This window comes from Sphingomonas mucosissima, from assembly GCF_002197665.1.
Taxonomy (GTDB): domain Bacteria; phylum Pseudomonadota; class Alphaproteobacteria; order Sphingomonadales; family Sphingomonadaceae; genus Sphingomonas; species Sphingomonas mucosissima.
Genome location: NZ_NBBJ01000003.1, coordinates 313487 through 340486, shown reverse-complemented (window position 1 = coordinate 340486; position 27000 = coordinate 313487). Strand labels below are relative to the sequence as shown.

The 27000-nt window shown below is 66.5% G+C and carries 22 protein-coding genes; 13 read left to right on the top strand and 9 right to left on the bottom strand.

Going from position 1 to position 27000, the window contains the following annotated elements:
• The first annotated feature begins 47 nt into the window (after positions 1-47).
• Positions 48-920, top strand: coding sequence for a glutathione-dependent disulfide-bond oxidoreductase (gene yghU / locus SPMU_RS11325; RefSeq protein WP_088333976.1), 873 nt, complete (start codon positions 48-50; stop codon positions 918-920).
• Entirely contained in the window at positions 917-1534 is a 618-nt protein-coding gene (locus SPMU_RS11320) for a glutathione S-transferase family protein (RefSeq protein WP_088333975.1), read from the top strand. The genes yghU and SPMU_RS11320 overlap by 4 nt, the downstream gene beginning before the upstream one ends.
• Positions 1535-1579: 45 nt before the next feature.
• On the opposite strand, the gene SPMU_RS11315 is transcribed toward SPMU_RS11320, so the two are convergent.
• Positions 1580-2170, bottom strand: coding sequence for a TetR/AcrR family transcriptional regulator (locus SPMU_RS11315; RefSeq protein ID WP_088333974.1), 591 nt, complete (start codon positions 2168-2170; stop codon positions 1580-1582).
• Positions 2171-2349: 179 nt separating this feature from the next.
• Between SPMU_RS11315 and SPMU_RS11310 the strand changes: the two genes are divergently transcribed.
• The 3 genes from SPMU_RS11310 to SPMU_RS11300 all read left to right on the top strand — a co-directional run bounded on the left by SPMU_RS11310 (position 2350) and on the right by SPMU_RS11300 (position 8535).
• Positions 2350-4695, top strand: a complete 2346-nt coding sequence (locus SPMU_RS11310) for a TonB-dependent receptor (RefSeq protein ID WP_088333973.1) — start codon at positions 2350-2352, stop codon at positions 4693-4695.
• A gap of 523 nt (positions 4696-5218) precedes the next feature.
• Positions 5219-7351 carry a TonB-dependent siderophore receptor gene (locus tag SPMU_RS11305; RefSeq protein WP_088333972.1) on the top strand — a complete coding sequence of 711 codons (2133 nt, stop codon included), beginning with the start codon at positions 5219-5221 and terminating at the stop codon, positions 7349-7351.
• A 2-nt stretch (positions 7352-7353) separates the two neighbouring features.
• Positions 7354-8535, top strand: a complete 1182-nt coding sequence (locus tag SPMU_RS11300) for a PepSY-associated TM helix domain-containing protein (protein WP_088333971.1) — start codon at positions 7354-7356, stop codon at positions 8533-8535.
• 82 nt (positions 8536-8617) lie between these two features.
• Here SPMU_RS11300 and SPMU_RS11295 read toward each other — a convergent pair whose 3' ends face one another.
• The gene (locus SPMU_RS11295; protein ID WP_245833116.1) at positions 8618-9502 is read right to left on the bottom strand and encodes a fatty acid desaturase family protein; all 885 of its coding nucleotides are present in this window, start codon (positions 9500-9502) and stop codon (positions 8618-8620) included.
• 55 nt (positions 9503-9557) lie between these two features.
• Here SPMU_RS11295 and SPMU_RS11290 point away from each other — a divergent pair, with 55 nt between their 5' ends.
• Positions 9558-10349, top strand: coding sequence for a hypothetical protein (locus SPMU_RS11290; RefSeq protein WP_140418459.1), 792 nt, complete (start codon positions 9558-9560; stop codon positions 10347-10349).
• Between the two features lie 33 nt (positions 10350-10382).
• Here SPMU_RS11290 and SPMU_RS11285 read toward each other — a convergent pair whose 3' ends face one another.
• On the bottom strand, positions 10383-10703 hold the full coding sequence (locus SPMU_RS11285; protein ID WP_088333969.1) for a DMT family transporter: 321 nt from the start codon (positions 10701-10703) through the stop codon (positions 10383-10385).
• A gap of 436 nt (positions 10704-11139) precedes the next feature.
• On the opposite strand from SPMU_RS11285, the gene SPMU_RS11280 reads away from it, so the two are divergent.
• Positions 11140-13884 (top strand): PAS domain-containing hybrid sensor histidine kinase/response regulator, encoded by a 2745-nt coding sequence (locus SPMU_RS11280; RefSeq protein WP_088334130.1) that lies wholly within the window; start codon positions 11140-11142, stop codon positions 13882-13884.
• 76 nt (positions 13885-13960) lie between these two features.
• Here the strand turns inward: SPMU_RS11280 and nagA are convergent, their stop codons facing one another.
• The 3 genes from nagA to SPMU_RS11265 form a co-directional block, all read right to left on the bottom strand.
• A complete protein-coding gene (gene nagA, locus SPMU_RS11275; protein WP_088333968.1) occupies positions 13961-15088 on the bottom strand; it encodes an N-acetylglucosamine-6-phosphate deacetylase in 1128 nt (375 codons plus the stop codon).
• Positions 15085-16875 carry a copper homeostasis protein CutC gene (locus tag SPMU_RS17475; protein ID WP_088333967.1) on the bottom strand — a complete coding sequence of 597 codons (1791 nt, stop codon included), beginning with the start codon at positions 16873-16875 and terminating at the stop codon, positions 15085-15087. Before SPMU_RS17475 ends, nagA begins: the two co-directional genes overlap by 4 nt.
• 319 nt (positions 16876-17194) lie before the next feature.
• Positions 17195-17392 (bottom strand): hypothetical protein, encoded by a 198-nt coding sequence (locus tag SPMU_RS11265; protein ID WP_088333966.1) that lies wholly within the window; start codon positions 17390-17392, stop codon positions 17195-17197.
• Between the two features lie 405 nt (positions 17393-17797).
• Here SPMU_RS11265 and SPMU_RS16940 point away from each other — a divergent pair, with 405 nt between their 5' ends.
• Together SPMU_RS16940 and SPMU_RS11255 are read left to right on the top strand one after the other, a co-directional pair.
• Positions 17798-17971, top strand: a complete 174-nt coding sequence (locus tag SPMU_RS16940; protein ID WP_169715699.1) for a hypothetical protein — start codon at positions 17798-17800, stop codon at positions 17969-17971.
• On the top strand, positions 17968-18306 hold the full coding sequence (locus SPMU_RS11255; RefSeq protein ID WP_088333964.1) for an antitoxin Xre/MbcA/ParS toxin-binding domain-containing protein: 339 nt from the start codon (positions 17968-17970) through the stop codon (positions 18304-18306). The genes SPMU_RS16940 and SPMU_RS11255 overlap by 4 nt, the downstream gene beginning before the upstream one ends.
• 215 nt (positions 18307-18521) lie before the next feature.
• Here the strand turns inward: SPMU_RS11255 and SPMU_RS11250 are convergent, their stop codons facing one another.
• From SPMU_RS11250 to purT, 3 genes are all read right to left on the bottom strand, one after another.
• Positions 18522-18989, bottom strand: coding sequence for a GNAT family N-acetyltransferase (locus tag SPMU_RS11250; protein ID WP_088333963.1), 468 nt, complete (start codon positions 18987-18989; stop codon positions 18522-18524).
• Between the two features lie 100 nt (positions 18990-19089).
• Positions 19090-20718: an amidohydrolase gene (locus SPMU_RS11245; protein WP_088333962.1), complete on the bottom strand. Its 1629-nt coding sequence runs from the start codon at positions 20716-20718 to the stop codon at positions 19090-19092.
• 25 nt (positions 20719-20743) lie between these two features.
• The gene (purT, locus tag SPMU_RS11240; protein WP_088333961.1) at positions 20744-21916 is read right to left on the bottom strand and encodes a formate-dependent phosphoribosylglycinamide formyltransferase; all 1173 of its coding nucleotides are present in this window, start codon (positions 21914-21916) and stop codon (positions 20744-20746) included.
• A 109-nt stretch (positions 21917-22025) separates the two neighbouring features.
• Here purT and SPMU_RS11235 point away from each other — a divergent pair, with 109 nt between their 5' ends.
• From SPMU_RS11235 to SPMU_RS11220, 4 genes are all read left to right on the top strand, one after another.
• The gene (locus tag SPMU_RS11235; protein WP_088333960.1) at positions 22026-22751 is read left to right on the top strand and encodes a haloacid dehalogenase type II; all 726 of its coding nucleotides are present in this window, start codon (positions 22026-22028) and stop codon (positions 22749-22751) included.
• Between the two features lie 57 nt (positions 22752-22808).
• Positions 22809-23252, top strand: a complete 444-nt coding sequence (locus SPMU_RS11230) for a hypothetical protein (RefSeq protein WP_088333959.1) — start codon at positions 22809-22811, stop codon at positions 23250-23252.
• 325 nt (positions 23253-23577) lie between these two features.
• The gene (locus tag SPMU_RS11225; RefSeq protein WP_088333958.1) at positions 23578-25785 is read left to right on the top strand and encodes a TonB-dependent receptor; all 2208 of its coding nucleotides are present in this window, start codon (positions 23578-23580) and stop codon (positions 25783-25785) included.
• Complete coding sequence (locus tag SPMU_RS11220) at positions 25785-26981, top strand: PepSY-associated TM helix domain-containing protein (protein ID WP_088333957.1); 1197 nt, start codon at positions 25785-25787, stop codon at positions 26979-26981. The genes SPMU_RS11225 and SPMU_RS11220 overlap by 1 nt, the downstream gene beginning before the upstream one ends.
• The last annotated feature ends 19 nt before the right edge of the window (positions 26982-27000 follow it).

Sequence of the window (27000 nt, the reverse complement as noted above, 5' to 3'; positions counted from 1 at the left end):
GGTCCCGTGCGGCCGACCGGCTAACATTGCGGCGAGGAGAAACCGACATGGCAGAGCCGACCTATACCCCGCCCGAGGTTTGGACCTGGAACAAGGAAAGCGGGGGGCGCTTCGCAAACATCAATCGGCCGATCGCCGGCCCGACGCACGACAAGGATCTGCCGGTCGGCAAGCATCCGCTTCAGCTCTATTCGCTGGCAACGCCCAACGGCGTGAAGGTCACCGTCATGCTCGAGGAGCTGCTCGCGGCCGGGCACAGCGGGGCGGAATATGACGCGTGGCTGATCCGCATCAACGAGGGCGATCAATTCTCGAGCGGGTTTGTCGACGTCAATCCGAACTCGAAGATCCCGGCCCTGCTCGATCGCAGCGGGGAGACGCCGGTGCGCGTGTTCGAATCCGGCGCGATCCTTCTATACCTGGCGGAGAAGTTCGGCGCGTTCGTTCCCACGGATCCCGCCAAGCGTGCGGAATGCCTGTCCTGGCTGTTCTGGCAGATGGGCAGCGCGCCGTATCTCGGCGGCGGCTTTGGGCACTTCTATGCTTATGCGCCGGTGAAGATCGAATATGCGATCGATCGCTTTGCGATGGAGGCGAAGCGCCAGCTCGACGTGCTCGATCGCCGGCTGGCCGAGAGCGAATATCTCGGCGGCGCGGAATACACGATCGCCGATATCGCGGTTTGGCCATGGTACGGCGCGCTGGCGAAAGGGCTCGTTTATGAGGCGGGTACCTTCCTGCAGGTTGCCGATTACAAGAACGTGCAGCGCTGGACCGATCAGATCGCGGAGCGGCCGGCGGTGAAGCGCGGCCGGATGGTCAACCGCGTGATGGGCGATCCCGCGAGCCAATTGCACGAGCGGCATGACGCCAGCGATTTCGACACAAAGACGCAGGATAAGATCGGAGCCGCCGCGTGAAGCTGTTCGACAGCCTTCGCGCGCCCAACCCGCGGCGCGTCCGCTGGTTTCTGGCCGAGAAGCAGGCCGAGGATATCGAGATCGTGTCGGTCGACGTGTTCAAGGGCGAGCACAAGACGCCCGATTATGTCGCGCGCGCCGGCCTCGCCAACGTGCCGGCGCTGGAGCTCGACGACGGCACGACGATCACTGAGTCCGTGGCGATCTGCCGCTTTCTCGAGAGCGTCTATCCCGAGCCCAACATGTTCGGCCGCGATGCGCGCGAGATCGCGGTGATCGAGATGTGGACGCGGCGGACCGAGCTGCTGCTCGCGAACCCGCTGATGATGGCGGTGCGCCACACGCACCCGGCTTTGGCGGCGCTCGATACGCAGGTGCCAGCGATCGCCGAGGCCAACATCGCATCGGCGGGCCGTGCGCTGCGCTTCTTCGACCGGCGGCTGGGCGAGGCGGCGTTTATTGCCGGAGAGCGGGTGACGATGGCGGATATCGTCGGCTTCACCGCGCTCGATTTCGCGCGGATGATCAAGTTCGCCGTGCCGGAGGATTGCGCAAACGTGCGGCGCTGGGCGGACGCGATGCGCGCGCGTCCGGCGGCTTCGGCTGGGGTCTGACCGTACCGCGCGCAGGCGATGCTCAGCGGCTCGCCACTGCAGGGTTCATCGGGCGGTCTCCACGCGGCCGAGGTTGAGCATGCGCACAAGCAGTCGAGCGGCATCGCCCGCTGGCGGCTTGAACCCGGTTTCCATCCAGACGAGCAGGAAACCACTGACCGCGCCCGACATCATGCCGACCGACAGATCCAGATTGTCGTTGCGCAGATCGTTCGGGGGAAAGGGCAAATGGCTCAGAAGATCGGTCAATTGCTCGCGAAATAGCGTCACGGCGTTGGTGCCGGCGGATCCGTCAAACAGCGCGCGATACAATTTCGGGCGTGCGCTGATCCGCTCAAGGGCGAATTGCGTCACCGTAACGAGCGCCGCCGTGACATCGCCGCCGGCATCGGCCAGCCGCTTCGCCAGTTGGCGCTGCTCGGTATGGTCCTTTGCCACCCGATCGATCAGCAACGCGTCCACCGTCGGATAGTGTCGGTAAAAGGTGGGGCGGCCGATCCCCGCCTCTTCGGCCAGGTGGCTGATGGTGATCTGCGCATAAGGCAAGCGCTCGATGATCCGCTCCAGTGCAGCGTGAAGGGCGGCGCGGGTGCGACGCTGGCGCTGATCAAGCGTGCCGCTTTCCGGCGGGGTCATGCCGTTTTCATCCCTGGCGACCGGCACTTTCTTAGCTCCAACACACCCACCACGACCTTTATGTTACAACCGACACGTAAGATACACTTGTTTCGTACGCGCGGTGGTGCCAGACATGCTCCGGATAAAAACACGCGATCGGCCAACGTGTCGTCAGCGCGTGGGCAAAGGAGAGGATCATGAGAAAGACGTACGTCCTTCTGGCATCGGCCGCGTGGGGGCTGGCCGGAGCAACCGCCGCCGCCGCGCAGGTTGTCGATACCGCGACGAGCGGCACGACCGCGGAGGCGCAAGGCCAGAACACGCAATCCCAGGACGCTCAAGCCACCGGGCTCCAGGATATCGTCGTTACCGCACAGCGCCGTAGCGAGAGCCTCCAGAACGTTCCGATCTCGATCACTGCCGCCGATTCCGATGCATTGGCGAGCGCACGCGTCGAAAACGTCTCCAACATCCAGGCGATCAGCCCGAGCATCAGCTTCCGCGTCACGAACATCGCCTCCTCCTCGGCCAACCTGATCATCCGGGGGCTTGGCACCACGGGCAACAGCCGCTCCTTTGAAGGCTCGGTTGGTGTGTTTATCGACGGGGTCTATCGCAGCCGCGCCGCGTCGGCGCTTCAGAACTTCCTCGATATTGAAAATCTGCAAGTGCTGCGTGGCCCGCAGGGGACGTTGTTCGGCAAGAACACCAGCGCTGGTGCCCTGCTGCTCACCTCGGCATCACCGAGCCTGACCGCGATGGAGGGGCTGGTCGATGTCAGCGTTTCCAACTTCGACACGGTGCTCACGCGCGCGGCGGTGTCCGTGCCGGTCAGTGACACGCTTTCGGTCCGCGTTGCCGGCCTCGCCTCGACGCGGGACGGGTTCTTCACGAACCCAGGGACGGGCAGGCCGCTTAACGGCGATTCCAGCCAGGCGCTGAAGGGGCAGATCCGCTGGGAGCCGAGCGCGAACTTCTCGCTGCGGCTGATTGGCGACTATTCGCTGTCCAGCGGCAATTGCTGTTACGCCACCGCCGACTTCATCAACGGCCCGACGCAGCCGCTGATCAACGCGCTGACCGTCGCCAACGGTTTTCAGGTGCCATCGTCGCGGCTTGCTGATTTCGAAAGCTCGCTGAACTCCACCAGCACGCAGCGGATCAAGGATTACGGCGGCACCGCGCTGATGACGCTGGCGCTCGGCAGCGGTGAGCTGCGCTCGGTCACGGCGCTGCGCCGCTTCAGCGTGGCGCAGCGCGATGCCGATGCCGATTTCTCCGGCGCCGCCATCCTCAGCCTCGACGAGGGCTTTTCGAGCCGCTTCTTCTCGCAGGAGCTGACCTACAACGGCAAGATCGAGGCGGCGAATGCCGATCTCGTGCTTGGCGGCTTCTTCTCCGACGAAAAGCTGCGGATGGATCGCGATCTGTTCTGGGGATCGCAGGCGCAGCCTTACTGGAACACGTTGCTTGCGGCTCAAGGGCTTCCGCCCGGCACGGCGGCCGCCGTGCCGGGCCGCGTCGCCACCGAGGCGATGAACGGACGGGCGAAGTCATACGCCGCCTTTGGCCATGTGGACTTCGCGATCGGCGACAAGTTCAACGTCATCGCCGGGCTTCGTTATTCGGTCGAGGAGAAGGAAGGGGCCTTCCGCTACCTCTTCTATGATCCCCGGCCCAATGCCGTGTTCCGCGTGCTCGGCGTGTCGCCCGGCCCGAGCTACGATAGCAGCACCCGCAACCGTGCGCTGAGCGGCACTTTCGGCCTGCAATACCGGCCGGTCGACGACGTCATGCTCTATGCCACGTACAATCGCGGCTTCAAGGCAGGCGGCGTGAACATCGACGCGAACGGTGCGGGCACGGTCAGGAACAATCCGGCAGTCGGCGGCACGCCGCTTGATCCGCGCTATCGGCCGGAAACGGTCAACGCCTATGAAGCTGGCGCGAAAATCCGATACCTCGATCGCCGCGCGCGTACCAACATCGCGTTCTTCTATTACGACATCGAGGACGTGCAGATTGCGCAGTTCGTCGGGCTGCAATTCGCGGTGCTGAATGCCAAGTCGGCGACCGACTATGGCGTCGAGGTGGAGAACCTTTTCCAGATCACGCCGGCGCTGACGCTCGGGCTTGATGGCACGTGGCTTCCGCGCGCCAGGTACGGCGTCGATGCTGGCATCGATCCGGTTCTGTCGGGTTCGCGCTTCCGCTTTGCCCCCAAGTTCCAGGGCAATGCGACGCTCAACCTCGATCAGCCGATCACGGACGACATCAACCTGACGGGGCGCGTGCAATATCAATATGCGGGCCGCCAGCTGGTCAACACGGCCTCGCTCGCCGAGCGCAAGGCGGTTGGGCTGATCGATGCCAATCTGGGCTTCAAGACGGCCGATGGCCTCAGCGTTGAAGTGTGGGGCCAGAACCTGACCAACAAGATCTACCCGACGCAGCTGTTCAATACGCCGCTGCAGACGGGCGATCAGAATGCCTATCTGGCGCCGCCGCGTACCTATGGCGTGCGGCTCCGCGCGCGGTTCTGACGGGATCCAGCGCGATGCAGCCGTTCCAGATCAACGAGGGCGCCGATACGACGCTCTCCGCGATCAGGAGCGGCTGCGGGCCGTCTTGGCGCGGTTGGACGCCGGGGATGGGCTGCGCGCCAACCCGCTAAGGTCAGGACTGTAGTCGGCTAACGTCCCGCCGGCCACTGACATCGTTCACGAAGTGCCGATGCGCGAGCGCGGCAAGCCGTCGCGTATCCTGAAGACCTGAGGTCGCGGACTACGCGCCGAAAGCGATATCGGCAAAACCGCTGTTGCACGTTTGGGAACTCAGCGGGGTCCGCGAGTTCAGGGTCGGTGCTCGGCCGAGATCGCCACTCACGCTGTTCAAGCCGCACTGGGCCAGTCGATCGGCCATTGACGAGGCGCACGCCGGGGTTCGCGAGCCGCTCCGCGCGTCGAAGAGCGCATCCGCCACCGCGGTGATCCTGCTCCATCCCTCCTGGTTGCCATCCTTCTACTCTCCCGCTAATGCGAGCCAATCGCATCAAAGGGGGCTTTCGTGAGATCGGTTTTTGTCGCTGGCATCGGCGTTGCTTCGTTCGCCTGTTCGGTTGCTTCCGCGCAGGAGCCAGCGCGGACCAGCGATGCTGAGGTGCTTGCGGCTGACGACATCATCGTAACCGGGCGCGCGCAACGCCTTTACCGCGCCGAGGAAACCACGGTCGGCAAGGCGGCGGAGGATCCGCTCAACATCCCGCAGGCGTTGCAGGTGATCAATTCGGACCTGTTCGTTGATCAGGGCGCACGCGATGCGACCGACATTTATCGCAACATTTCGGGCGTCAGCTTCTTCAGCTATGCCGGCGTCACGTTTCGCGGCTTTCGGCAGGATCAGTCCTTTTACGATGGCCAGCGCGGCAATCCGTTCATTGGCTTCTCCGTGCCGCAATTGTTCAACATCGAGCGGGTCGAGGTGCTGAAAGGCCCGGCAGGTCTGTTCTTCGGCCCCGGATCGCCGGGCGGCATCATCAACTATGTGTCGAAGACACCTTCGGACCAAGCGGCGCTGCGCACGGTCGTGACTGGCGGCAATTACGATCGCATCGGCATCTCGTCAGAAGCGACCGGCCGGATCGATCGCGACGGCGTCGTGACGTATCGGATCGGCGGCTTCTACGAGTCAATGGACCCTTATCGCCGCAACACGCAGAACAAGTCGCTGATCGGCGATGTGGGCCTGTCGATCCGTACCAACCCCGGTGGCAAGCTCACCTTGCAGGCCACCACCTACGACAGCCAGTTGCAAGCCAATCGCTTGCGCGGTGTCCTGGTGGACGATGCGGGCAATTTCCTGACGTCGATCCGCTGGAACGCCAACGAGCGCAGTGACTTCCTCGACCTGACCTCCACCGCTTACCAGGCGCGCTATGCGACCAGCATCGGCGAGCAGGTGACGTTCGATGCCGGTGCGCGCTACTTCAAGGCGACCGAACGCCAGAAATACCACGAGCCCCGTGGGCTGAGCCCGACCAACCCGGATCTCGTGCAGCGCGAATTCCGCGATCAGATCCGCCCGGTGGACGGCTTGTCCTTCATGGCAAATGCGACCGCGCGCGTCGATGTCCTTGGCATGGAGCATAAGTTCCAGACGGGGGCCGATTGGTATGACGAGACAAGCGTCCTCCAGTCGCGCATCCTGCGTGCGGGCGTGTTGCCGCTGAGCCTCAGCAATCCCGCCTACGGCCGGTCGGACACAGACGCGGCGCGGGCCGCTGCGCTGCCGTACACCACGACGGACACACGCACGAAGCGCTACGGCGTCTATCTGCAGGACCAGATCAGCGTGACCGACGCGTTGCTGCTGGTCGGCGGCGTCCGATACGACCGGTTTGAGGATGGCGTGACGACGAGCACCGCCGGGCGCGTCACCGCGCTCTCCAACTACCGCGATGGTGACGCCACGCTGCGCGGCGGCGCAGTCTTCAAGCCGCGCCAGAACGTTTCGCTGTATGCCAGTTGGTCGCAAAGCTTCGAGCCGCAAGCGGCCGCCAGCCAATCTACCGATGCTGGCGGGCCTTTCGCGCCGGTGACGGGCAACCAGATCGAAGGCGGTGTGAAATCCGACCTGTTCAACGGACGGGTGCAGGCCAATGCTGCGGTGTATCGCATCGTCCGTAGCAACATCCTGCAGGCCGATCCGGCCTTGCCGCCCGTGAACGGCCAGGATCAATTGCGCCCGATCGGCAAAGTGACCAGCAAGGGGTTCGAGTTCGATCTGGCGACCGACGTGACGCCCGACTGGGTGTTGCTGGTCAATTACGGCTATAATGACGCGCGGATCACCGGCACCGTGGCCGGGCAATCCATCACCAACGCCGTCGGTGATCGCTTCGCCAACGCGCCTCGGCACAAGGTCGGCTTCTGGACGCGGTATCAGGTGGCGGCGATCGACTCAGCCTTCGCCTTTGGCGGCGAGCATGTGTCGAGCCGCACCAGCCTGTCGGGTCAGCGGGTGCGGCCGTACACGATCTTCGATGCCTCGATCACCAAGCGGCTTGGCTTTGCCGAACTGTTGCTCCGCGTGGATAACATCTTCGACCGCGTCTATGCGGCATCGGGCTTTACGGCGCAGAGCGGCCACTTCCCGGGCGAGCCGCGCACCTTCCTGGCCGAGCTTCGGACGCGGTTCTGACGATGGTGGCGACCGCGCGGCCGGCGAAGCGGCGATCCCTTTGGTGGGTCGTCCATAGCTGGGCGGGCTTCAAGCTCTCGATCTTCCTGACGTTCATCCTCGCGACCGGCACGCTTGCCGTTTTCGCGCATGAGATCGACTGGCTGATCACGCCCGCGATGCGGGTGGCACCGCGCGATGCGCCGCACGCGTCATGGGGATCGATCGCCGACGCGGCGCAGCGTGCCGCGCCGGACGGAGCGTTGACGACGATCTTCGCGCCGATCGATCCCTGGTTCGCCGTCGAGGCCTGGGTGAGCCCGGAAAAGGGCGCGCCGCGCCGCATCTATGTGGATCCCTGGACGGGCGAGGTCACCGGGCAGCATGGCTGGGCCAACGTCCATCGCTTCCTCCGGCAGGTGCATCGCCATCTGATGCTTCCGACGAAGATCGGCATTCCGATCGTCTGCTCGCTCGCGCTCCTGCTTGCCGCATCGTTGGTGACCGGCGTGGTCACCTACAAGAAATGGTGGCGCGGTTTCTTTCGCTGGCCGCACACGGGCAACACCCGCCGGCTGACGGGCGACCTGCACCGCCTCGCCGGGCTGTGGTGCCTCTGGTTCGTTGCGCTCATCTCGCTGACCGGCATCTGGTATCTGGTGGAGACACTGGGCGGCAACGCGCCGGTCGAGCAGCCGCCCGAGATCGGCGTGCGATCGCCGCCAACCGGCCGCGCGCTGGACCGGTTGGTCGCAATCGCGCAGCGCGAGAAACCCGGTCTCGATATCCGCGAGATCCGCTTCCTGGAGGATCAGGGCGTGGCGTTTCTTGGCCAGGACAGCGCCTGGCTCGTGCGCGACCGGGTGAACGGCGTGGTGATCGATCCGGCGAACGGGCGGACGACCATGATCATGGACGGCGCCGATCTTTCCATCCATCAGCGGATTTCCGAAATGGCTGATCCGCTGCACTTCGGCACTTTCGGTGGGCTGCCGACGAAGATCCTCTGGTTCATCTTTGGCGCATTGATGACCGCTTTGTCGGTGACCGGGACGATGATCTACGCCCTGCGCCTGTCACGCAGTGAAACAGGCGGCGGCGTTCGGATCGCGTGGCGCGGAATGGGCATCTGGCGCTGGATCGGCCTGGCGGCAATCATCATCGCTCTTGCGCTGACGCCGTTCGCGATCGGCGGCGCCGGCTAGCCAACCGGCATCGGCTCACGGTCACTCCAGATCATCCCCGATGATCCGCAGGTGTGCTGCGTTCCGAGGGAGTGCCGGTGCCTCAGGCGGGCTGGCGGGTCGCGCGGCGCAAGACGTCGACATAACCGCGCGAGATGGCGTCGTGCCCATCGTAGAAGCCGCGCGCGCTCAGCAGCCGGTGCATGCGCGGCAGCCGGTACGGCGGCACGCCGGCCGCCAGGTGATGCTCGACATGATAATTGACGTGATTGGGGGCGATGAACAGCCGCTCCCACCAGCGCGCGATGGTGGTGGAGGTGTTCATCCGCGGATCGGCCGAGCCGCGATCGGGCACCACGCCATGTTCACCGATCTGCCGCAGCCGCACGATCACGGGATAAACGAACAGCTCCGCCACCCACCAGAGGCCGTAGGCCCACCAGCCGCCGGCCAGCGCCAGGGTCGCGAACAGCGCGGCGTGGAACGCCAGCCATGGCCAGTTGCTCGCCAGACGAAAGCGCGCCAGCGATCGGCGCAGATCCCGCACGCCGGTACGCCCGGTGATGTCGCGCAGGAACTTGCGCCGCAGGGAATCGCGCGCGATCGGATAATTGGCGACGAAGCCGAGGTCCGGATCCTGCGGCGTTCCGGCATAGCGATGATGCGCCAGGTGATAGGTGCGGTAGTTCGCCAGCGAGAGGTTGATCGGCGTGCCGGCAAGCCACTGGCCGACCCGCTCGTTGGTGCGTCGGTCGCGAAACAGCGCATGGTGCGCGCAATCATGCACAAGGATGCCGAGCCCCAGCTGCCGCGCGGCGAGGATCAGCACCGCCAGCACGATCGTCAGCTGGTTGGGCCAGGCGATCGCGAGCGCAAAGGCACCGGCGATCAAGCCCCAGTTCATCGCGAAGGTGAACCAGGCGCGTGCGTCGGACCGACGCGTCAGCGCCTGGAGTTCGTCGGACGAGAGATAATCGGATACCTTCACGCTGGCTCTCCTCTGTGACTGAGATATAACGCCAAACAACACTATGAGTCAAACCATGTTACATAATTGGCGCGATCCGGTGTCGCCGCGCTCGCTCGCCCTTTGGCTGCTGTCGACCGCTGCACCGGCATCGCTGCCCGCCAGCAGCCTGATCGGGCGCGCGGCGATCTTCGGGATCGAGCCGGCGGCGGTGCGCGTCGCACTCGGGAGACTGGTGCGTGAAGGGATGGCGGAGCAGCCCGAGCGCGGCGTTTATGCGCTCGGGCCGGCGGCAGTCGCGCTCCATGCAAAGGCGCGCAGCTGGATGCGGGTCGAAGAAACCGTGCGCCCCTGGGCCGGTGCGTGGATCGTCGTCCTTACCCATCAACTCGGGCGCAGCGATCGCTCCCGCCTCCAGCGCCGCGAGCGGGCATTGCGCCTGTCCGGCTTCGCCCATGCCGGCGCCGGCACCTGGGTGCGCGCCGACAATCTGCGCCAGAGCATGGCCGAGCTGCGGGCGGCGATCGGCGGGCTGGGGCTGGAGCCGGAAGCCGCCGTGCTGGCTGGCTGTGTCGCGGAACAGGCGCAGGACGGCAGTTTTCGCGCTCTATGGCCAGCCGCGGCGCTGGAGGAGGGCTATCGTCATTGGCTGGGCGAGATGGCGGCCAGCGAGGCGCGGGTGGCGGGCATGTCCACCATCGATGCGGCGCGCGAGACCTATCTTCTTGGCCAGTCGGTGCTGCGCGCGATCAACTCGGACCCGCTGCTTCCCGCCGAACTTGTCGATGTGGCCCTGCGCCGCGCGATGGTGACCGCGATGAAGCGGTATAATGCCATGGCGCTGGGCCATTGGAGCAGCATCGCGTGACGCCGATGCTGCTCGCCTAGTGCGACAACCGGCTTATTGCTGTGCGAACAGCTTGGTGCCGACCACGCCGATGATGATCAAGGCGAGAAAGCCGATCTGCACGGGGCTCAGCCGCTCGCCGAACAGCATCACGCCAAAGATGGTGACGCCCACCGCGCCGAGCCCCGTCCAGACCGCATAAGCCGTGCCGGCGGAAAGCCCGCGCATGGCCAGTGCCAGCAGCCCCATGTTCACGAAGCTCAGCACCACCGGCACGATGGCGGTCTGCCACCCGCCACGGATCGCTGCCCATTTCAGGCTCAAGGCCCAGATGATCTCGGTAACAACGGCACAGCCGAGGATAACCCACGCCAACGGCGTTCTCCTTGCGCGGGCTCGGATGGGGGAGGCAGCGGCCGGAAACCCGAAAGAGGCGGCTGCGGCGCGCCTGATATCAGGGTAGCCGCAGGATACCAGACCCTGCGGCGGTGTTGCTGATCGGCGGCAATCTGTCCCCACGCCCCGCGCATGGGTGCGGTGCCATCATGCCGGGCGCGTCGCCCGTTATTGCAAATCCGACCGCCGATTGGCGGCCATCACGTGAGCCTATCGATCGTCGGCGATCAACAGGCCCGGCCTGACGCGCGCTAGCCCTGCCGGCAGGGCGGCGCGCTGCCGCTCTCGGTTTTCGGACCCGCCGTGGTAAATGGAAGCGCCACCATTCGGATGGTTGCTGCGTTCAGGGACCCAGCTTTGCAGGAAAGTGGCGAACTTGGCAGAAGCCGACAGCGACGTGTTTCGGAAGAGCCTGATGGCGGGCGGCGACTGCGGGGGGCTGATCGCAGCGCGGGACTGGTCTGCCACGCCGCTCGGCCCCGTCGATCACTGGCCTGCCAGCCTTCGCACCACCGTCCTCATCATGCTGCGCTCCCAGGTGCCGATGGTCCTGTTGTGGGGCGAGGACGGCATCATGCTGTACAACGACAGCTACTCCCTGTTTGCCGGGAACCAGCACCCTGGGCTTCTCGGCTGCCCGGTACGTGACGGCTGGGCGGAGGTCGCCGATTTCAACGATCATGTGATGAAGGTGGGGCTCGCCGGGGGTACGCTGCGCTATCGCGATCAGCACCTCACGCTGTTTCGCAACGGCGTTCCCGAACCGGTCTGGATGGACCTCGATTATTCGCCGGTGCCGGACGAAAGCGGCCGCCCGGCCGGCGTGCTTTGCATCCTTGCGGAAACCACGGAGCGGAAGCTGGGCGAGCGGCGCCTGCGTGACAGCGAGGACCGCTTTCGCCTGATGGCCGATGCCGTGCCGCAGATCACCTGGATCACCGACGCACAAGGGCGGACCGAATTCTTCAACCGATATTGGTGGGATTATACCGGTGCGTCCCCGGAGCCGACGACCGCAGCAGAGGTGTCCGCGACCCATTTGCATCCCGATGATGGCGCAGGCACGATGGCCGCGTTCGAGGAGGCGCAGCGGACGGGCACCACGTTCCAGACCGAGCATCGCATCCGCTCGGCATCAGGCGAATACCGGTGGTTCCTGGTCCGCGGCGAGCCGTATCGCGATCCGCGGTCGGGCGAGATCGTGCGCTGGTTCGGCGCCTCCGTTGACATCAATGATCGCAAGGTGGCTGAAGAAGCGCTGCGCAACAGCGAGATGCACCTGTCCGCGATCTTCAACCAATCCGCCGCGGGCCTCGCGGAAACGGATGCGAGCGGGCGGTTCGTGCGCGTCAACGATCGTTATTGCGAGATCGTCGGGCGAACGCGCGAGGGCCTGATGCATTTGTGCATGCAGGATCTCACCCACCCTGATGACCTGGGCGGCAACCTGGCCTTGTTCCAGAGGGTGACGGCACATGCCGGTTCATTCGACATCGTTAAACGCTCCCTCCGTCCTGACGGGTCACAGGTCTGGGTGCACAACAGCGTTACCGCGCTGCGTGGGCCGAGTGGCACGGTGTCCAGCATCGCCTGCGTGTCGATCGACATCACCGACCGTAAGGCGGCGGAGGATGCGCTGACCGCGCTCAACGCCGACTTGGAGCGCCAAGTAATCGAGCGGTCGCGCGAACGCGGCCTGATCTGGCAGCACAGCATTGACCTGTTGTCGGTCATCGATCTGACCACGGCGTGCTTTGACGCGGTGAACCCGGCGTGGGCTACGGCGCTGGGCTGGTCAGTCGGCGAAATCGAGGGGCGGCCTTATACCGATTTCGTCCATCCCGACGACAGCGCCGCCAGTGCCAGCGCCTTTTCCGGCTTGAAGCGCGGCGAAGTCGTTATTCATTTCGAGAATCGCTACCGGACAAAGGCCGGCGGCTGGCGCTGGCTCTCGTGGGTCGCCGTGCCGGAGAGCGGTAAGCTATATTCTATCACGCGCGACGTGACGGCCGACAAGGAGCGCGAGGCCGAGCTGGAGACCGCACAGGAGGCGCTGCGACAGGCGCAGAAGATGGAGGCGATGGGCCAGCTGACCGGTGGGGTGGCGCATGACTTCAACAATCTGCTCGCCCCGATCGTCGGCTCGCTCGATCTGCTGCAGCGCCGCGGCGTCGGCACGGAGCGCGAGCAGCGGCTGATTGCGGGCGCCGTCCAGTCCGCCGAACGCGCAAAGACGCTGGTGCAGCGATTGCTCGCCTTTGCACGCCGCCAGCCGCTGCAGGCCGTGTCCGTCAACATCGTGGAGCTCGTCGCCGGCATGGCGGATCTGGTGGCGAGCACCACCGGGCCGCAGATCAAGGTGGTGGTGGATGCCGAGCCTGACCTGCCGCCCGCCCACTGCGACCCGAACCAGTTGGAAATGGCGCTGTTGAACCTTGCCGTGAATGCGCGGGACGCGATGCCGGACGGTGGCAGGCTGCGCATCTCGGCGACGGCGGAGGACGTGCGGTCCGGCCACCGGGCCAAGCTGCGTCCCGGCCAATATGTGCGCCTCTCGGTGGCGGATACCGGCACCGGCATGGATCAGGCGACCTTGCGACGCGCGATCGAGCCGTTCTTTTCCACCAAGGGGGTGGGCAAGGGGACTGGCCTTGGCCTGTCGATGGCCCATGGGCTCGCCTCCCAGCTGGGCGGGGCGCTGACGATCCAGAGCCGCCTGGGGCTGGGCACCAACGTGGAGCTGTGGCTACCGCGCAGCGCGGCCCAGCCCGACGCGGTCGCGGCGGCGCCGGCCGATACGGCGGCGCACGGGGCGGGCGGGCAGGTCTTGCTTGTCGATGACGAGGACGTCGTGCGCATGACCACCGCCGACATGCTGCTCGACCTGGGTTATCGCGTGACGGAAGTGGCGTCTGCGGAGGAAGCGATGCGGCTGATCGAGCGCGGCGACCCCTTTGATCTGTTGATCACCGATCACCTGATGCCCGGACTTACCGGCGCCGAACTGGCGCGCGCGGTGCGGCAACGACGGCCCGGCATGCCCGTCCTGCTGGTATCGGGCTATGCCGAGCGCGAGGATGTCGGGCCGGATCTGCCGCGGCTGACCAAGCCGTTCCGCAAGGACGAACTGGCGGCGAGCCTCGCCCAGCTATCGGCCTAGGGGGCAACGTCGACGCGTCACCCCGGCCAACGCCGTTAAGCCGGGATGCGGCGCGTGACCGTAGCGGGACGGCCCGTCAGCCAGCATGGACGCAAACGCCGCCGATCCAGGTGCCGCGGGGCCTCAGGTCCGCGTCAAGCCAGACCAGATCGGCGCGTGCGCCGGGCCGCAGTGTGCCGCGGTCCTCCAGCCCCAGAAATGCCGCGGGGGAAGTGGCAGCCATGGCCGCAGCCTCCGCCACGCCACGCCCCAGCATCACCACTGCGTTGCGCACGGCCGTCGCCATGTCGAGCGCCGAGCCCGCCAGCGTGCCATTCTCCTCCATGCAAACGCCGTTCGCGATCCGGATCGTCTTGCCCTGCAATTCGAAGCTGGTTGCGTCGGTGCCGACCGGCGACATGGCATCGGTGACGAGCATGAAGCGATCACGCGGCCGGGCGGCCAATGCGATGCGCAACGCGGCCGGGGCGACATGCTGGCCGTCCACGATCAGGCCGGCATAGATCCGCTGGTTCTCGACTGCAGCACCGACGAGGCCAGGTTCGCGGTGGTGGAGCGGCGACATGGCGTTGAACAGGTGAGTGACGCCGGTGATACCTGCGTCAAACGCGCGGGTCGCGGTGGCATAATCGGCGTCGCTATGCCCCGCCGCGACAATGACGCCAGCGGCGACGAGCGCGGCGATATCGTCCGGCGTGCACATCTCGGGCGCCAGCGTCACCAAGGTGCGGCCGCGGCCGAGGCTACCAAGCAAGGCGATCGAGTCCGCATCAAGCCTCAGGAAGCGGGCAGCGTCATGCGTGCCCTTGCGCGCGGGGTTGAGGAACGGGCCTTCGATATGGATGCCAACGACGCCCGGCACCCCCTGCGCAATCGCCCACTCGGTGGCGCGCATCGCCATGTCCACCCGGTCCAGCGTGTCCGAGATGAGCGTTGGCAGGAACGCGGTCGTGCCGAACCGGGCATGGGCGGCGCCGATGCGGCGGATCGTATCCACGCTGGGATCATCGTTGAACAGGACGCCGCCGCCGCCGTTCACCTGCGTATCGATGAAGCCAGGCAGCAGCCACCCGCCGCCAAGATCGACGCGCGCGGCGTCTGGCGGGCAATCGGCCGCAATCCGCCCTTCTTGAACGTACAACTTCTCGGCCGTGCCGCCATCTCCGGTCACGATCGTACCGTTTTCGAAGATAAAGCCGCTCATCGCGTTTCCGTCACTTTCTTCAGGTGCGGCGGTGCATCCGGATCGATGCCGCGCGCAACGGCGAGCTGATTGACCATCCGGTAGAAGCTTTGGATCATCAGGATCGGCTCTAGCGTCGGCGCGGTGGCGATCGCGGGCAGGTTCCCGCCGCCGCGGCCATCGGCCAGCATGATCCGCGCGCCTCTGGCGCCGAATTGGGCGACCGTGCTGCGCACGTCGTCGCCCGACGCGTCGGAGGTGGCAAAGGCGAGTATCGGAAAACCGCGGCCGACGATTGCCATCGGCCCGTGGCGAACCTCCGCCGCCGAAAATGCCTCGGCATGGAGGCCGCAGGTTTCCTTGAACTTCAGCGCCGCCTCCTGCGCAATGCCAAGGCCATGGCCGCGGCCGAGCACGAACATGTTGCGCGCGCCCAATAACGGCAGATGTGCCGCCTGCCAGTCGAGTGCAAAGGCGCGCGACATGGCGGCGGGGAGGGCCGCGATCTGCGGTAGCAGGCGATCATCCCGCGCCCACGCCGCTGCCAGCGCCGCCTGGGTCGCGAGCGCGGCGATGAAGGATTTGGTCGCCGCCACCGATCGCTCGGGTCCTGCGCACAGCGGCAGAACCTCGTGGACGGCTTCAGCCAGCGGCGACGCCTCATCATTGACCAGCGCCACCACAAAGGCGCCGCCCGCCTTGTACGCCGCGACGCTGGCGAGGAGATCGGGGCTACGGCCCGACTGCGAAATGGCGAGGCACAATGCGCCCTCCGCCCGCAGCGGCGCGCCGAAGATCGACGCCACCGACAACGCCCCTGAGGCGACGGGAATGCCCGTCATCGTCTCGAACAGATATTTGCCATAAGTGGCGGCGTGATCGGAGGAGCCGCGCGCGCAGGTGATGATGAAGGGCGGCGGGCGATCGCGCAGCCGGGTGGCGATCCGCTCCATTGCGCTGCTGTTGCGATCGATCAGGCGGGCGACGACGTCCGGCGCCTCCGCAGCCTCGGCGTGCATCAGCGTGGTGGCGGGATCGCGCCGGGGCTGCTTGGCGGGCGGCGTAGCGGAGACGCGGGTGGGGGCTGGCCGACCCAGCGCCGCCCGCATCGCCGCCACTTCTGCACGATCGGTGACGCGGGAAAGCTCGGACTCAAACCCCAGCTCGACGGCGCGGGGCGACGGATTGCCGATCGGCCGCGAACAGAACGCCTGAACGGCCCGCACGCCTGTGGCCGCAACTAACTCGGCGACATTGCGCGGGTGGAGCCCGCCGCTGGCCGTGATCGTCACCCGGTCTCCGGCCGACCATTGCATCGCCTTGATCGTGGCAATGCCATCGCTCGCCGAGCGCGCGCCGCCGGAGGTGAGAATGGCCGTGATGCCAAGATCGGCGGCGATCGACACCGCGGCCACTGGATCGGGCAGCAGGTCAACGGCGCGGTGCAGGGATACGGACAGGCCGGCGGCATGGGCGACCAGCGCTTCGATCATGGCGATATCCAATTTGCCATCGGGTGTGAGGGCGCCGATGGCAACGCCCTCCAGCCCCGCCGCGCGCGCCGCGTCGATATCGCGGAACATGGCCGTGCGCTTGCGATCGCCATAGACCATGCCGCCCTCGCGCGGGCGGATCAGCGCGCTGACCGGTAGTGGGCAATCGCGCGCGAGTGCCATCAGCCCGGCGGACGGGCTGAGCCCGCTAAGTGCCAGCGACGACGCCAGCTTGATGCGATCGGCGCCGCCTTCGACGGCCGCCGCCAGCCCCTCCGGGCTGTCCACGCAGATTTCGATCAAAGTTTCAGCCATGAATTCCGTCCCTTGCCCGCCGCCACTCCGGCCACGCGCGCATGTGGGCGATGGATCCCACCGGCGTATGACAGCGGCGGGTCACCGCTCACGTCGACGCATCAGGGGAAGGACGATGTGCAATGGCGCCATGCCTTGGACCGAGCGCGCCGCGGGAGCAACCCACCGCGCCTTTCGGATCGTCCATGCTCAATGTGGCACTATGGGTACACCGCGCGCATCATGCATAGCCGGCGTGCGCGGGACGGGGGAACACGGTGGGTCGTGTACCGGAATGCCTGGCGGATCGCGAACCCGAAGCCGCGACAGCGGACAGCCTTCAGGCGGGGCTGGCAGCTCCCGGCCGGTTAACCAGCACAAGATGCGGCCGGCGTGGCGGCGGGCTTGGCTCTGCGAGATGGACAAGCGCCGCCACCAATTGCGTGGTCAGCACATGCGCTTCCGCCGGCGTCAGCGATACCGGCTGGTCGACATCCAGCCGAACCATCCCGTCGATCGCCGTTACCTCGATGCTCATCGCCTTGTTTCCCCGATGGATCGCAGCGCCGCTTGCTAGAATAATGGCGTTTGCTTGGCGCAGGGTGGCACCGCTTCGATCCGGTCCAATTCAGCAAGCACGTCTTCGAAGCCGGACAGATCCTTGACCGGAAATGCGCGCGTGAAGCCTGTCCCGAGGACTTCCAAGTCCCGTCGAGTCAAGAGCCCCACCGCTACGATCCGGTTTTCTGTCATTGCACCTGAACGCTTGATTCCGAATATGGTCCCGCGTGAATCGCGATCTTGTGGATTTTGGTCCGAAATCACCGCCGCCTTGCTAACCGAGTGGCGCCTACCCACATGGGAACCATCGGCGGCAGTTCGATTCGTAGGCGCCGACGACTGAGAGACCATCGTGCTCCCGCTTACGTGTGGAGGACATCCGATGGACCTTAACGAACTATTTTTCCGCCATCAGATCTCCCTCGTACGTGCGTCTGCCGCTGCCGGCGTCGAGGCCCGCTACGCTCACCGCGAGCTCGCCAACGGCTATGCGCGCCGAATTGCGCAGGCGCAGGCGGGTACGCGCGAGATCGCCGGCGCGGGCATATACGCATGAGCGCGGTTATCGAAAACGCCACACCGGCGCCGGTGACTGCGCCCGACGCCGAGCTTAGTGCCGCGCCTGCGGCACGGCCGCGGCGGATATTCCGCGCTGCCCGAACCGCATCGCGCTTGTCAGGTGACGAAGTGGCGCGTGAAGGGCGGATCGTGCGGATCGCCTTTGCCCGGCTTGGCACGGAGGCGGCGCGGCTGTTTCTGAACACACCCAATGATGCGCTCGGTGGCCGGCCGCTCGAACTTGCCACCGCATCGCGTGATGGCGCCGAAGCAGTGGAACGGGCGATCGAGGCGATGCCGGCTGTCGTCGCTGCGCCGCCGCTGCGCGAGTAGGCCGCTGATTGCCGGCGCGGCGGGGGCCAGAAGCTCTCGGACCGGCGCGATCGGGTCATGGAATGGATCAGAACCAGCAGTGCCGTAACCGGCGCCGGTGACTGATCTCACGGACAACGAGCATATCTCCGCCCGGCGCGGAAGTGGCTTGACGGTCGGCTGGCGACTGCGGGCGCAGCCATCTGACCCGCACCCCGCCGAAGGGTGCCGGAACGTTACGCCAAGTCCTTGGACATGCGATAGTTATGGATCGCCACGCCGGCCCGCACGAAGTCGTTGCGCGCGTCTAGCGTGAAGCCGCGACGTTCGAAGAGCGGACGGGCGTTCTCGCTCGCCTCGACAAACAGCCGCGCGATGCCGTCCCGCCGCGCGGCAGCCTCCAGTGCAGCGAGAATGGACGATCCCACGCCCGTGCCGATCCTGTCGGGACGGCAATAGAGATGGTCGATGTGGCCGTTCGGCTCCAGATCGCCATAGCCGATCACCACGGCGTGCTCGTCAACCGCGACCAGAAACGTGCGACCCTCCGCTTGGCCTACAAAGCGTTCCGGTGGTGGCGGTGCGGGGCTCCAGGCGGCGACCTGCTCGGGCGCGTAGAAGCGGCTGCCTGCGCCATGCACGGAGGCATGGAACAGCGCGGCGAGCGCCGCCGCGTCATCATGGTGGAAGGGGCGGATCAGCATGCCCCGGCTATGACTTTGCCGTCGATTTTCGTCACCCCCATTGCTACTCTGCCCGGCCTGCCGATCGCATGGCCGGTCGCTCTGGGGCGCCACTCGCAGGTTATTGCGCGGGATAGGCGACTTTGAGCTGCTCCAGGTAGCTGCGGTGCTTGGCCGGATCGTAATAGAAGGGCTTCTGTTTGGGGCGCATTCGCTCCATCACCTCGGCATTCAGGTGGGTCGCCGGCTTGTCCTCTGCGGTGAGCAGCGGATCATATCTCTGATCCTTGAACTGCACGGTTTGCTGAAAGGTCTTGGCCGCGGCGATCAGCGCGGGCGTGGTCATCAGGTCGATCACCGTAGCGCTCACCGCCTTGGCGCCCTGCACCGCGCCCTTGTGCGCGATCGGCGTCGCCATGGCGATCGCAGACAGCACGTTGTGGCCGATCATGTTGGGGATGTTGGAAGGGTAGCGCACGGTGATCGTCGGCACCGTCCACATCACGTCGCCGATATCGTCCGATCCGCCGCCGGTCGATTTCTCGCGCGTGTCGGGCGTGGAAAGCGGCGATATCTCGCTCGCCAGCGGCTTCAGCTCGCGCGCGTTCGCCTGCTGCACCGATTTGGCGAAGGCCTGATCACCCGCGCTCCATTGCGGCATGCCGACCGCCTTGATGTTCGCCCAGGCCGCCTCGGCGAGCGGCTTGTTGCCGAAATTGGGCGCGGCATAGCCGAGTGTACGCTGCGTCACGGTAGTGCCGGTGCCGGAGGCGGCAGCCTTGGCGATGGTGTTGCCGGTCTCGAACAGGTGGCGCACGCTGGCAAAGGCGGTGTCGCGGAAATAATACCAGACGCTGGCCGTGTCGGGCACGATGTTGGGCTGCTTGCCGCCATCAGTGATGACGTAATGCGAGCGCTGGCTGAGCGGCAGATGCTCGCGCCGCATGTTCCAGCCGGCATTCATCAGCTCCACCGCGTCGAGCGCGCTGCGCCCCTCCCATGGCATGCCGGCGGCATGCGCGGTCTTGCCGTGAAAGGTATATTCCACCGAGACGGCGGCATTGTTGCCCGTATCACCCCAGGCAGTGCTGAACTCGCTCGCCACATGGGTGAAGATGCAAGCGTCCACTCCGTTGAACAGCCCGGCGCGGACATAATAGGCCTTAGCGCCGATCAGCTCCTCCGCCACGCCGGGCCACAGCAGTAGGCGGCCAGGAATCTTGTTTTTCTCCATCACCTGCTTGGCCGCGATGGCGGCGGCAATCACCAGCGGCATGCCCGAATTATGGCCCTCGCCATGCCCAGGCGCGCCCGCCACCTGCGGCTTCAGCTCGGGCGAGCCGGGCATTTGGCTGAGCCCGAGGAGGCCATCCACGTCGCTGCCCAGCGCGATCAGCGGGCCACCATTGCCCCAGGTCGCTATCCAGGCAGTTGGCATGCCGGCGACGCCGCGCTCGATCTTGAAGCCGTTCTTCGCCAGGATGCCGGTCAGATATTCCATGGTCTGGAATTCCTGAAAGCCCGGCTCGGCGAAGCTGTAGACCGAGTCCACCATCTCCTGAACCAGCTTCCCCTGACGCTCGACGCCGGCGATGGCCTCCGCCTTCAGCCGGGCCCTGGCGGGATCCTCGGGCGGGGTCGCAGCAGCCTCAGGCGCAGGCGTGCCGGTCTGCTCACCCGCAAGCGCGAGCGCCGGCGGCGCGGTCAACGTGGTGATCAGTGCGGCGGCGATGGTTCGGCTCAGACGCATGCTTCTTCTCCCCCGGGGACGCTTATCAGGCGCAATCATAGTGCAGCCGCACCTTGCCCGCCGCCTCCGCTGCAATGCGCCGCGCGTCGTCGGTCGTTTCTGCGCGTGCCAGTGCCACGCCCATCCGGCGATACGGCCGCGTTGTCGGCTTGGCGAAGATCCGCACGTCCACCTCGCCGCCCGGCGTCCCCAGCGCATCGGCAATGCCGTCATAGCGCACCGTGTCCGACGCGCGATCGGCCAGGATCACCGCCGAGGCGGACGGGCCGTAACTGGTCAGCGTCGGGATCGGGAGGCCAAGGATGGCGCGGGCGTGAAGGTCGAACTCGCTCAGCGATTGCGAGATAAGCGTCACCATCCCGGTGTCATGCGGGCGCGGTGACAGCTCGGAGAAGATCACTTCGTCATTCTTGACGAAGAATTCGACCCCGAACAGGCCATAGCCGCCGAGGTCGTCCACCACCTTGCGCGCCATGTCCTGCGCCGCGGCGATCGCCGCGTCCGACATGGCGGCGGGCTGCCAGCTTTCCTGATAATCGCCGCGTTCCTGCCGGTGGCCGATCGGCGGACAGAAGAGGACGCCCTCGCGCGTGCGCACCGTCAGCAGCGTGATCTCATAATCGAAATCGACGAATTCCTCGACGATCACGCGCGCCCGGTCCCCGCGCATGTTGGCGACGGCATATTCCCATGCCGCCTGCAGATCGGCCGCGTCGCGCACCGTGCTCTGCCCCTTGCCCGAGGAGGACATGACCGGCTTGATCACGCACGGGAGCCCGGTGTGGGCGGCGCCTTCGCGTACCTCTTCCAGCGTCTCGGCATAACGATAACGCGAGGTGCGCAGGCCAAGCTCGACCGCCGCGACCTCGCGGATGCCGTCGCGGTTCATCGTCATCATCGTGGCGCGTGCGGAGGGCACGATGGTGGTGCCGGCAGTTTCAAGCTCGGCCAGCACCTCGGTACGGATCGCTTCCACTTCGGGAACGACGAAATCCGGGCGATGCTTCTCCACCGCGGCGCGGAGCAGATCGGGATCAAGCATCGAGAAGACTTCGCGCGCGTCGGCCAGCTGCATCGCGGGGGCGTTGTTATAGCTGTCGCAGGCGATGACGTAGCAGCCTAACCTCTTGGCGGAGATCACGAATTCGCGGCCGAGCTCGCCCGAGCCGAGCAGAAGGATCGTCGCCGTGAACGCCATGTTTGCACCCGCCTTTGTCTTGACCGTTACAGGAGTGGCCGGAACCGCGCGGCTTGTCCACGGGGGGGCGCGGGGCCTAGCACCCGGCGACAAGCGCGGGAGAGGATGGATGACGCAAACCCCAATGCTCAAGGTGCTCGCCTTCGACGTGTTTGGCACGGTGGTGGACTGGCGCGGCCCCATCTGCGCGGAGAGCGGCCTGTTTCTGGAGAAGATCGGCCAGCAGCACATCGACTCTGGCCAGTTCACCGACGATTGGCGCAAGAAGTACCTCACCGGCATGGCGTCCTACGCGAAATCAGGCCGCGAGTTCACGATCCTCGACGTGCTCCACCGCGAGATGCTGGAGGAGACGCTGCGCGATCACGGCATCGATCCGGCGACGCTCGATCCGGCGCTGCTCCAGGACTGGACCTTTGCCTGGCGCCGGCTGGCACCCTGGCCGGGTTCGGTCGAGGGGCTGACGCGGCTGAAGCGGCGCTTTCCGATCGTCACGCTGTCGAACGGCAATATCGCACTGATGCTGGAGATGGCGCGGCGCGGCGGCTTGCCGTGGGACACGATCATGGGGGCGGAGGTGACGCGCGCCTATAAGCCGGATCCGCGCGCTTATCTTGGGACCGCCGAAGTCCTGGGCCTGGCGCCCGGGGACGTCTGCCTGGTGGCGGCGCACCACAGCGATCTGGCCGCGGCCCGCAAGTGCGGGCTCAAGACCGCGTTTGTCGCGCGGCCAATGGAATATGGCGGGCGGCCTGCGCCTGACGCGAAGCTCGAGCAGGACTGGGAATGGTCGGCCGACAGCCTCGTCGAGCTGGCGGATCAGCTCGGCTGCTGAGCGGGTGGGACAGATTGTCTCAGTGACACAGCGGCTTGTTGGCGATACCGCAGGGCCGTGCACGCCTTCCGGCACCTTCTGGCGCAACGCCGCCTTGCCTTGCTGATCTTTGGGGCGGCGCTGCTGCTGAAGCTGCTGGTGCCGACCGGCTATATGATCGATGCGAGCGGCGGGCAGTTATCGGTGATTGTCTGTCCCGGCGTCGTCCCGCACCCAGCGGAGCCTGCTGCCATGCTCGGCGCGATGGGCGGGCATCATCAGGCAATGGCGGATCACGGCGCGCCGACGCATCACGACGGCTCGGGCGAACATGGGCAGGTGGAGATGCCGTGCGCCTTTGCCGGGCTGTCCGCGGCGGCGCTCGGCCCGCTCGATCCGATCCAGCTTGCCGCGCTCATCGCCTTTGTGCTGGCGATGGGTGTTGCGGCGGTGGTGCTACCAACGCCGGTGCGGCCGGTTTACCTGCGGCCGCCGTTGCGGGGTCCGCCGGCCCGCCTTTGACTTCTGAGGTCTGATCTGGCCGGACTGTTGGGCGTGCCTAGTCCGAATTCCATTCGTCATGCCGGGCCTGTCCCGGCATCCAGGGTGCCGCGAACCTCACGCCGTTGAGTTTGCGGATGGCTGGACCCCGGCACAGGGCCGGGGTGACGGCAGGTTTGGGCGAGCGGCGTGGCAGTTGCTGCCGCTTTCCCGACTCGGTCCCGGGCTTCGCCGGATGGCGTCTCCCCAGATCAGGTCAGGCTTCACCGTTCGCGCGCCGTTGTGGTGCGTCCGTGAACTGCGGCTCGCGACGCTGACGCGGCGGGCCGGTCAAAGGTGTTTTTTCATGTTCCGTTTCCATCTGCTGGCGGGCGCCGCTGCGTCGTGCCTGCTACCTGCCGTTTCCCTTGCCGCAACGCCGGGGGAGGGCGAGCAAGCCGACCCTGCGATCATCGTCACCGGGCAGCGCGACCCGCTGCGTCTGGAGGAGCAACCGCAGACTGCGAGCCGGCTTGGCCTGACCGTTCGCGAGACGCCCGCCAGCGTCGAGGTGCTGACGCAGGACGATCTGCAAGTGCAGGGCCTGCGCACCGCGCGCGAGACGTTCAACCAAGTGGTGGGCGCCGTGGCCGGCAACGTCCCGGGCAATCCGGCGGTCGTCTCCCTGCGCGGCTTTGCCGGCAACACCGTGTCGATCCTCCAGGACGGCGTGCGCGTCTCCACCTCGACCGTGGTGCAGCGCGACAGCAACAATTGGCATTACGACCGGATCGAGGTGCTGAAAGGCCCGGCCTCCGTACTCTACGGCGAAGGCGCGCTGGCCGGCGTGATCAACAAGGTAACGCGAAAGCCGGTGCTGGGCGAGCGGCGGCTCGATACGCTGCTGTCGGTCGGCAGCTTCGATACGGTGATGGCGGCGGGCGGCGTGAACCTGCCCATGTCCGATACGCTCGCGGTGCGGGCGGACGCGAGCTACCAACGGTCCGACAGCCTGTATGACGTGGAAAATAACGACACGTTCTCCGCCGCGCTGACCGCCAGCGCCTTGTGGCGGCCGAGTAATGCGGTGTCGCTGCTGGTCGCGGTGGATCATTTCGAGGATCGCTACGGCGCGACCTACCAGGGCCTGCCGCTGATCCCGGAAGCCTTTGCGCTGCGGCCGAGCGACGCAGTGGAGAGCGCCAACGGGCTGGTCGCCGATCGTGCGCTGCGGCGGCGCAACTACAATCCGCGCGGCGCTTATTCGGGTGCGGACGAGACGACGATCCGGTCGCGGCTCGATTGGGCGGTAGGCAGCGGCTGGTCGCTGGCGCTGGACCTGACTGCCTACACCGCCGATCGCGCCTTTCTGCTGGCGGACAGCCAAAGCTTCGTTGCGCCGAGCGCGGCGTTTCCGAACGGCAGTTTCCGGCAAAGCTATCAGGACTTCCGCCACGACCATCAATTCTGGAACGCGCGCGGCGCGATCGCGAACGACAGCGTGATTGCGGGCATGCGCAACCGCTTCACCTTGGGCGCCGAGCATAACAGCACCGATTTCGTCAGCCTGCGCCAACAGGCGCCGATCACCGCCCTGCCCGCGGCGGACGTGCGCGATCCGGCGGCCATCGCGCTGCCGACCGGCACCGCGATCTTCACCAGCAGCAATGTGACGTTCGACTCCCGCCTGCGGCAGATATCGGTCTTTGCGGAGGATGCGATCAACATCACGCCAAAGTGGCTGCTGGTCGGTGGATTGCGCTGGGATCACATGGCGCTGACCCGTGAAACGATCCAGAACGTGTCGGGCGCGGTGGATCGCAACAACCCGACGTTCGATCCCGTGTCCTGGCGCGCGGGGACGAGCTGGGATGCGGCGCCCGGCCTCACGCTTTATGCGCAATATACTACCGCCGTCTCCCCGGTGTCCTCGATCCTGCTCGCCTCGGTAGCCAACAGCCGCTTTCGGCTGACCAAGGGCCGCGCGTATGAGGCGGGATTCAAGGCGAGCGGCTGGGGCGGGCGCGCCAGCGTGACCGGCGCCGCCTATCGCATCGAACAGCGCGACATTCTGACGCGCGATCCCACCAATCCTACCTTGAGCGTGCAGGGCGGGCGGCAATCGTCGCAAGGCGCGGAATTGTCCGCCGTCGTGAGCCCGGTGAAGGCGCTGCGCCTGTCGGCCGGCGCGTCCTATACCGACGCGCAATATGACGAGCTTTCCGAGCTGATCGGCGGGGTGCGCGTGGACCGCGCGGGCAATCGCCCGATCAACGTGCCCGACACGACGCTGACTGCGTCGGCGCTGTACACGATTGCGGGCGAGGTGACGCTGGGCGGCTTCCTGCGCCATGCCGGTGCCTTCTACACCGATACCGCGAACACGATCCGCGTGGCGGGGCATGAGGTGCTGGACGCGAGCATCTCGCTGCCGGTTGCGGCCAATGCGACGCTCAGCCTGCGCGGGCGCAACCTGACGGACGCTTTCTACGGGGAGTATTCGGGCTACCCCGCCACCAACATCTATATCGGCGCGCCGCGATCGTTCGAGCTGTCGCTGGCAGCGCGGTTCTGATGGCGACGCTTTATCCGCCGGTCGGGCCGGGCGCGGCGACTCTCCCCGGGGGCGCCGGGCGCGTGCGCGTGCTGGTGCGCCGGGTGCATCTGTGGCTGGGGCTGACGCTGGGGCTGCTTTTCGCGCTGCTCGGGCTGACCGGGTCGGCGCTGGTGTTCTACACCGCGATCGACGCCGCGCTGCATCCGGTGGTGCAGGCAAGCGAAGCGCGCGTGCTGCCCAGCGTTCAGCACCTCGGGGGCGAAAGCTCGAAAGGCGGAGCGGGGAGGTTGGGGCAGACGCTCGATCGGGCGCTCTCCGCGGGCAACGCACGCTTTCATCACCCCGGGGGCAAGTGGACCTTTGAGGTAACGGGCGAAAGCGGCGCGATCCCGGCGCGTTATTATCCCCGGCCGATGCCCGGCCATCATGCCGATCGGCAGATGGTGTGGTTTTCGCCCGATGGCGGCCGCATCGTGCGCGCCGAGCCGTGGGGCGGCTATCTGATGAGCTGGATCTATCAGCTGCACATGCAGCTGCTGGCCGGCGAGATCGGCCTTCAGATCGTCGGCTGGTCTGGGCTGGCGATGCTGGTGCTGCTGCTGTCGGGCCTCATCGCCTGGTGGCCACGCGGCAGCTGGCGCAAGGCGCTGGCGTTCAAGCGCGACGCCGCGCCGATCCGCCGGCTACGCGATTGGCACAAGCTGGCGGGCGTGTGGAGCTTGGTGCTGTTGTTTGTACTGGTGGCGACCGGGGTGCTGCTGGCGCTGCCCAGCGTGACGCAGGCGCTGCTGTCGCCCGCGCGCGTGCCGGCGCCGGTGTCGTCAGTGCGTGGCGCAGCGCCGCTGACGATTGCGCGCGCGCTGGAGGTGGCGCAGCGCGCGCTACCTGATGGGAGGCTGGTGTTCGTCGACGTGCCGACCGGAGGCGATGCGCCGATCCGCGCACGCTTTCAGGTGCCCGGCGATCCGCATGCGCGCTTTCCCGCCAGCTTCGTGTTCGTCGATCGCTTCAGCGGTGCGGTGCTGGCGGTGCATGACGTGCGGCGCGGCGATGCCGGGACCACGATCAACCTGTGGGTCCGCACGCTGCATGACGGCACGGTCGGCGGGATGGCGACCCGGGTTCTTGCCGTGCTAATGGGGCTGGTGCCGCTGGCCTTGTTCGTCACCGGGCTGCTGCATTGGCGGCGGCGGGTGGGCCGGCGCGTGAGCTAGAGCACCTCTTTGGCTCCAC

What these genes read in the sequence shown, in the direction of transcription:
- yghU (WP_088333976.1), top strand. Translation starts at nt 48, where the DNA reads ATGGCAGAGCCGACCTATACCCCGCCCGAGGTTTGGACCTGGAACAAG.
- SPMU_RS11315 (WP_088333974.1), bottom strand. Translation starts at nt 2,170, where the DNA reads ATGACCCCGCCGGAAAGCGGCACGCTTGATCAGCGCCAGCGTCGCACC.
- SPMU_RS11310 (WP_088333973.1), top strand. Translation starts at nt 2,350, where the DNA reads ATGAGAAAGACGTACGTCCTTCTGGCATCGGCCGCGTGGGGGCTGGCC.
- SPMU_RS11300 (WP_088333971.1), top strand. Translation starts at nt 7,354, where the DNA reads ATGGTGGCGACCGCGCGGCCGGCGAAGCGGCGATCCCTTTGGTGGGTC.
- SPMU_RS11290 (WP_140418459.1), top strand. Translation starts at nt 9,558, where the DNA reads ATGTTACATAATTGGCGCGATCCGGTGTCGCCGCGCTCGCTCGCCCTT.
- SPMU_RS11280 (WP_088334130.1), top strand. Translation starts at nt 11,140, where the DNA reads ATGGCGGGCGGCGACTGCGGGGGGCTGATCGCAGCGCGGGACTGGTCT.
- nagA (WP_088333968.1), bottom strand. Translation starts at nt 15,088, where the DNA reads ATGAGCGGCTTTATCTTCGAAAACGGTACGATCGTGACCGGAGATGGC.
- SPMU_RS17475 (WP_088333967.1), bottom strand. Translation starts at nt 16,875, where the DNA reads ATGGCTGAAACTTTGATCGAAATCTGCGTGGACAGCCCGGAGGGGCTG.
- SPMU_RS11265 (WP_088333966.1), bottom strand. Translation starts at nt 17,392, where the DNA reads ATGAGCATCGAGGTAACGGCGATCGACGGGATGGTTCGGCTGGATGTC.
- SPMU_RS16940 (WP_169715699.1), top strand. Translation starts at nt 17,798, where the DNA reads ATGGACCTTAACGAACTATTTTTCCGCCATCAGATCTCCCTCGTACGT.
- SPMU_RS11255 (WP_088333964.1), top strand. Translation starts at nt 17,968, where the DNA reads ATGAGCGCGGTTATCGAAAACGCCACACCGGCGCCGGTGACTGCGCCC.
- SPMU_RS11250 (WP_088333963.1), bottom strand. Translation starts at nt 18,989, where the DNA reads ATGCTGATCCGCCCCTTCCACCATGATGACGCGGCGGCGCTCGCCGCG.
- SPMU_RS11245 (WP_088333962.1), bottom strand. Translation starts at nt 20,718, where the DNA reads ATGCGTCTGAGCCGAACCATCGCCGCCGCACTGATCACCACGTTGACC.
- purT (WP_088333961.1), bottom strand. Translation starts at nt 21,916, where the DNA reads ATGGCGTTCACGGCGACGATCCTTCTGCTCGGCTCGGGCGAGCTCGGC.
- SPMU_RS11235 (WP_088333960.1), top strand. Translation starts at nt 22,026, where the DNA reads ATGACGCAAACCCCAATGCTCAAGGTGCTCGCCTTCGACGTGTTTGGC.
- SPMU_RS11225 (WP_088333958.1), top strand. Translation starts at nt 23,578, where the DNA reads ATGTTCCGTTTCCATCTGCTGGCGGGCGCCGCTGCGTCGTGCCTGCTA.
- SPMU_RS11220 (WP_088333957.1), top strand. Translation starts at nt 25,785, where the DNA reads ATGGCGACGCTTTATCCGCCGGTCGGGCCGGGCGCGGCGACTCTCCCC.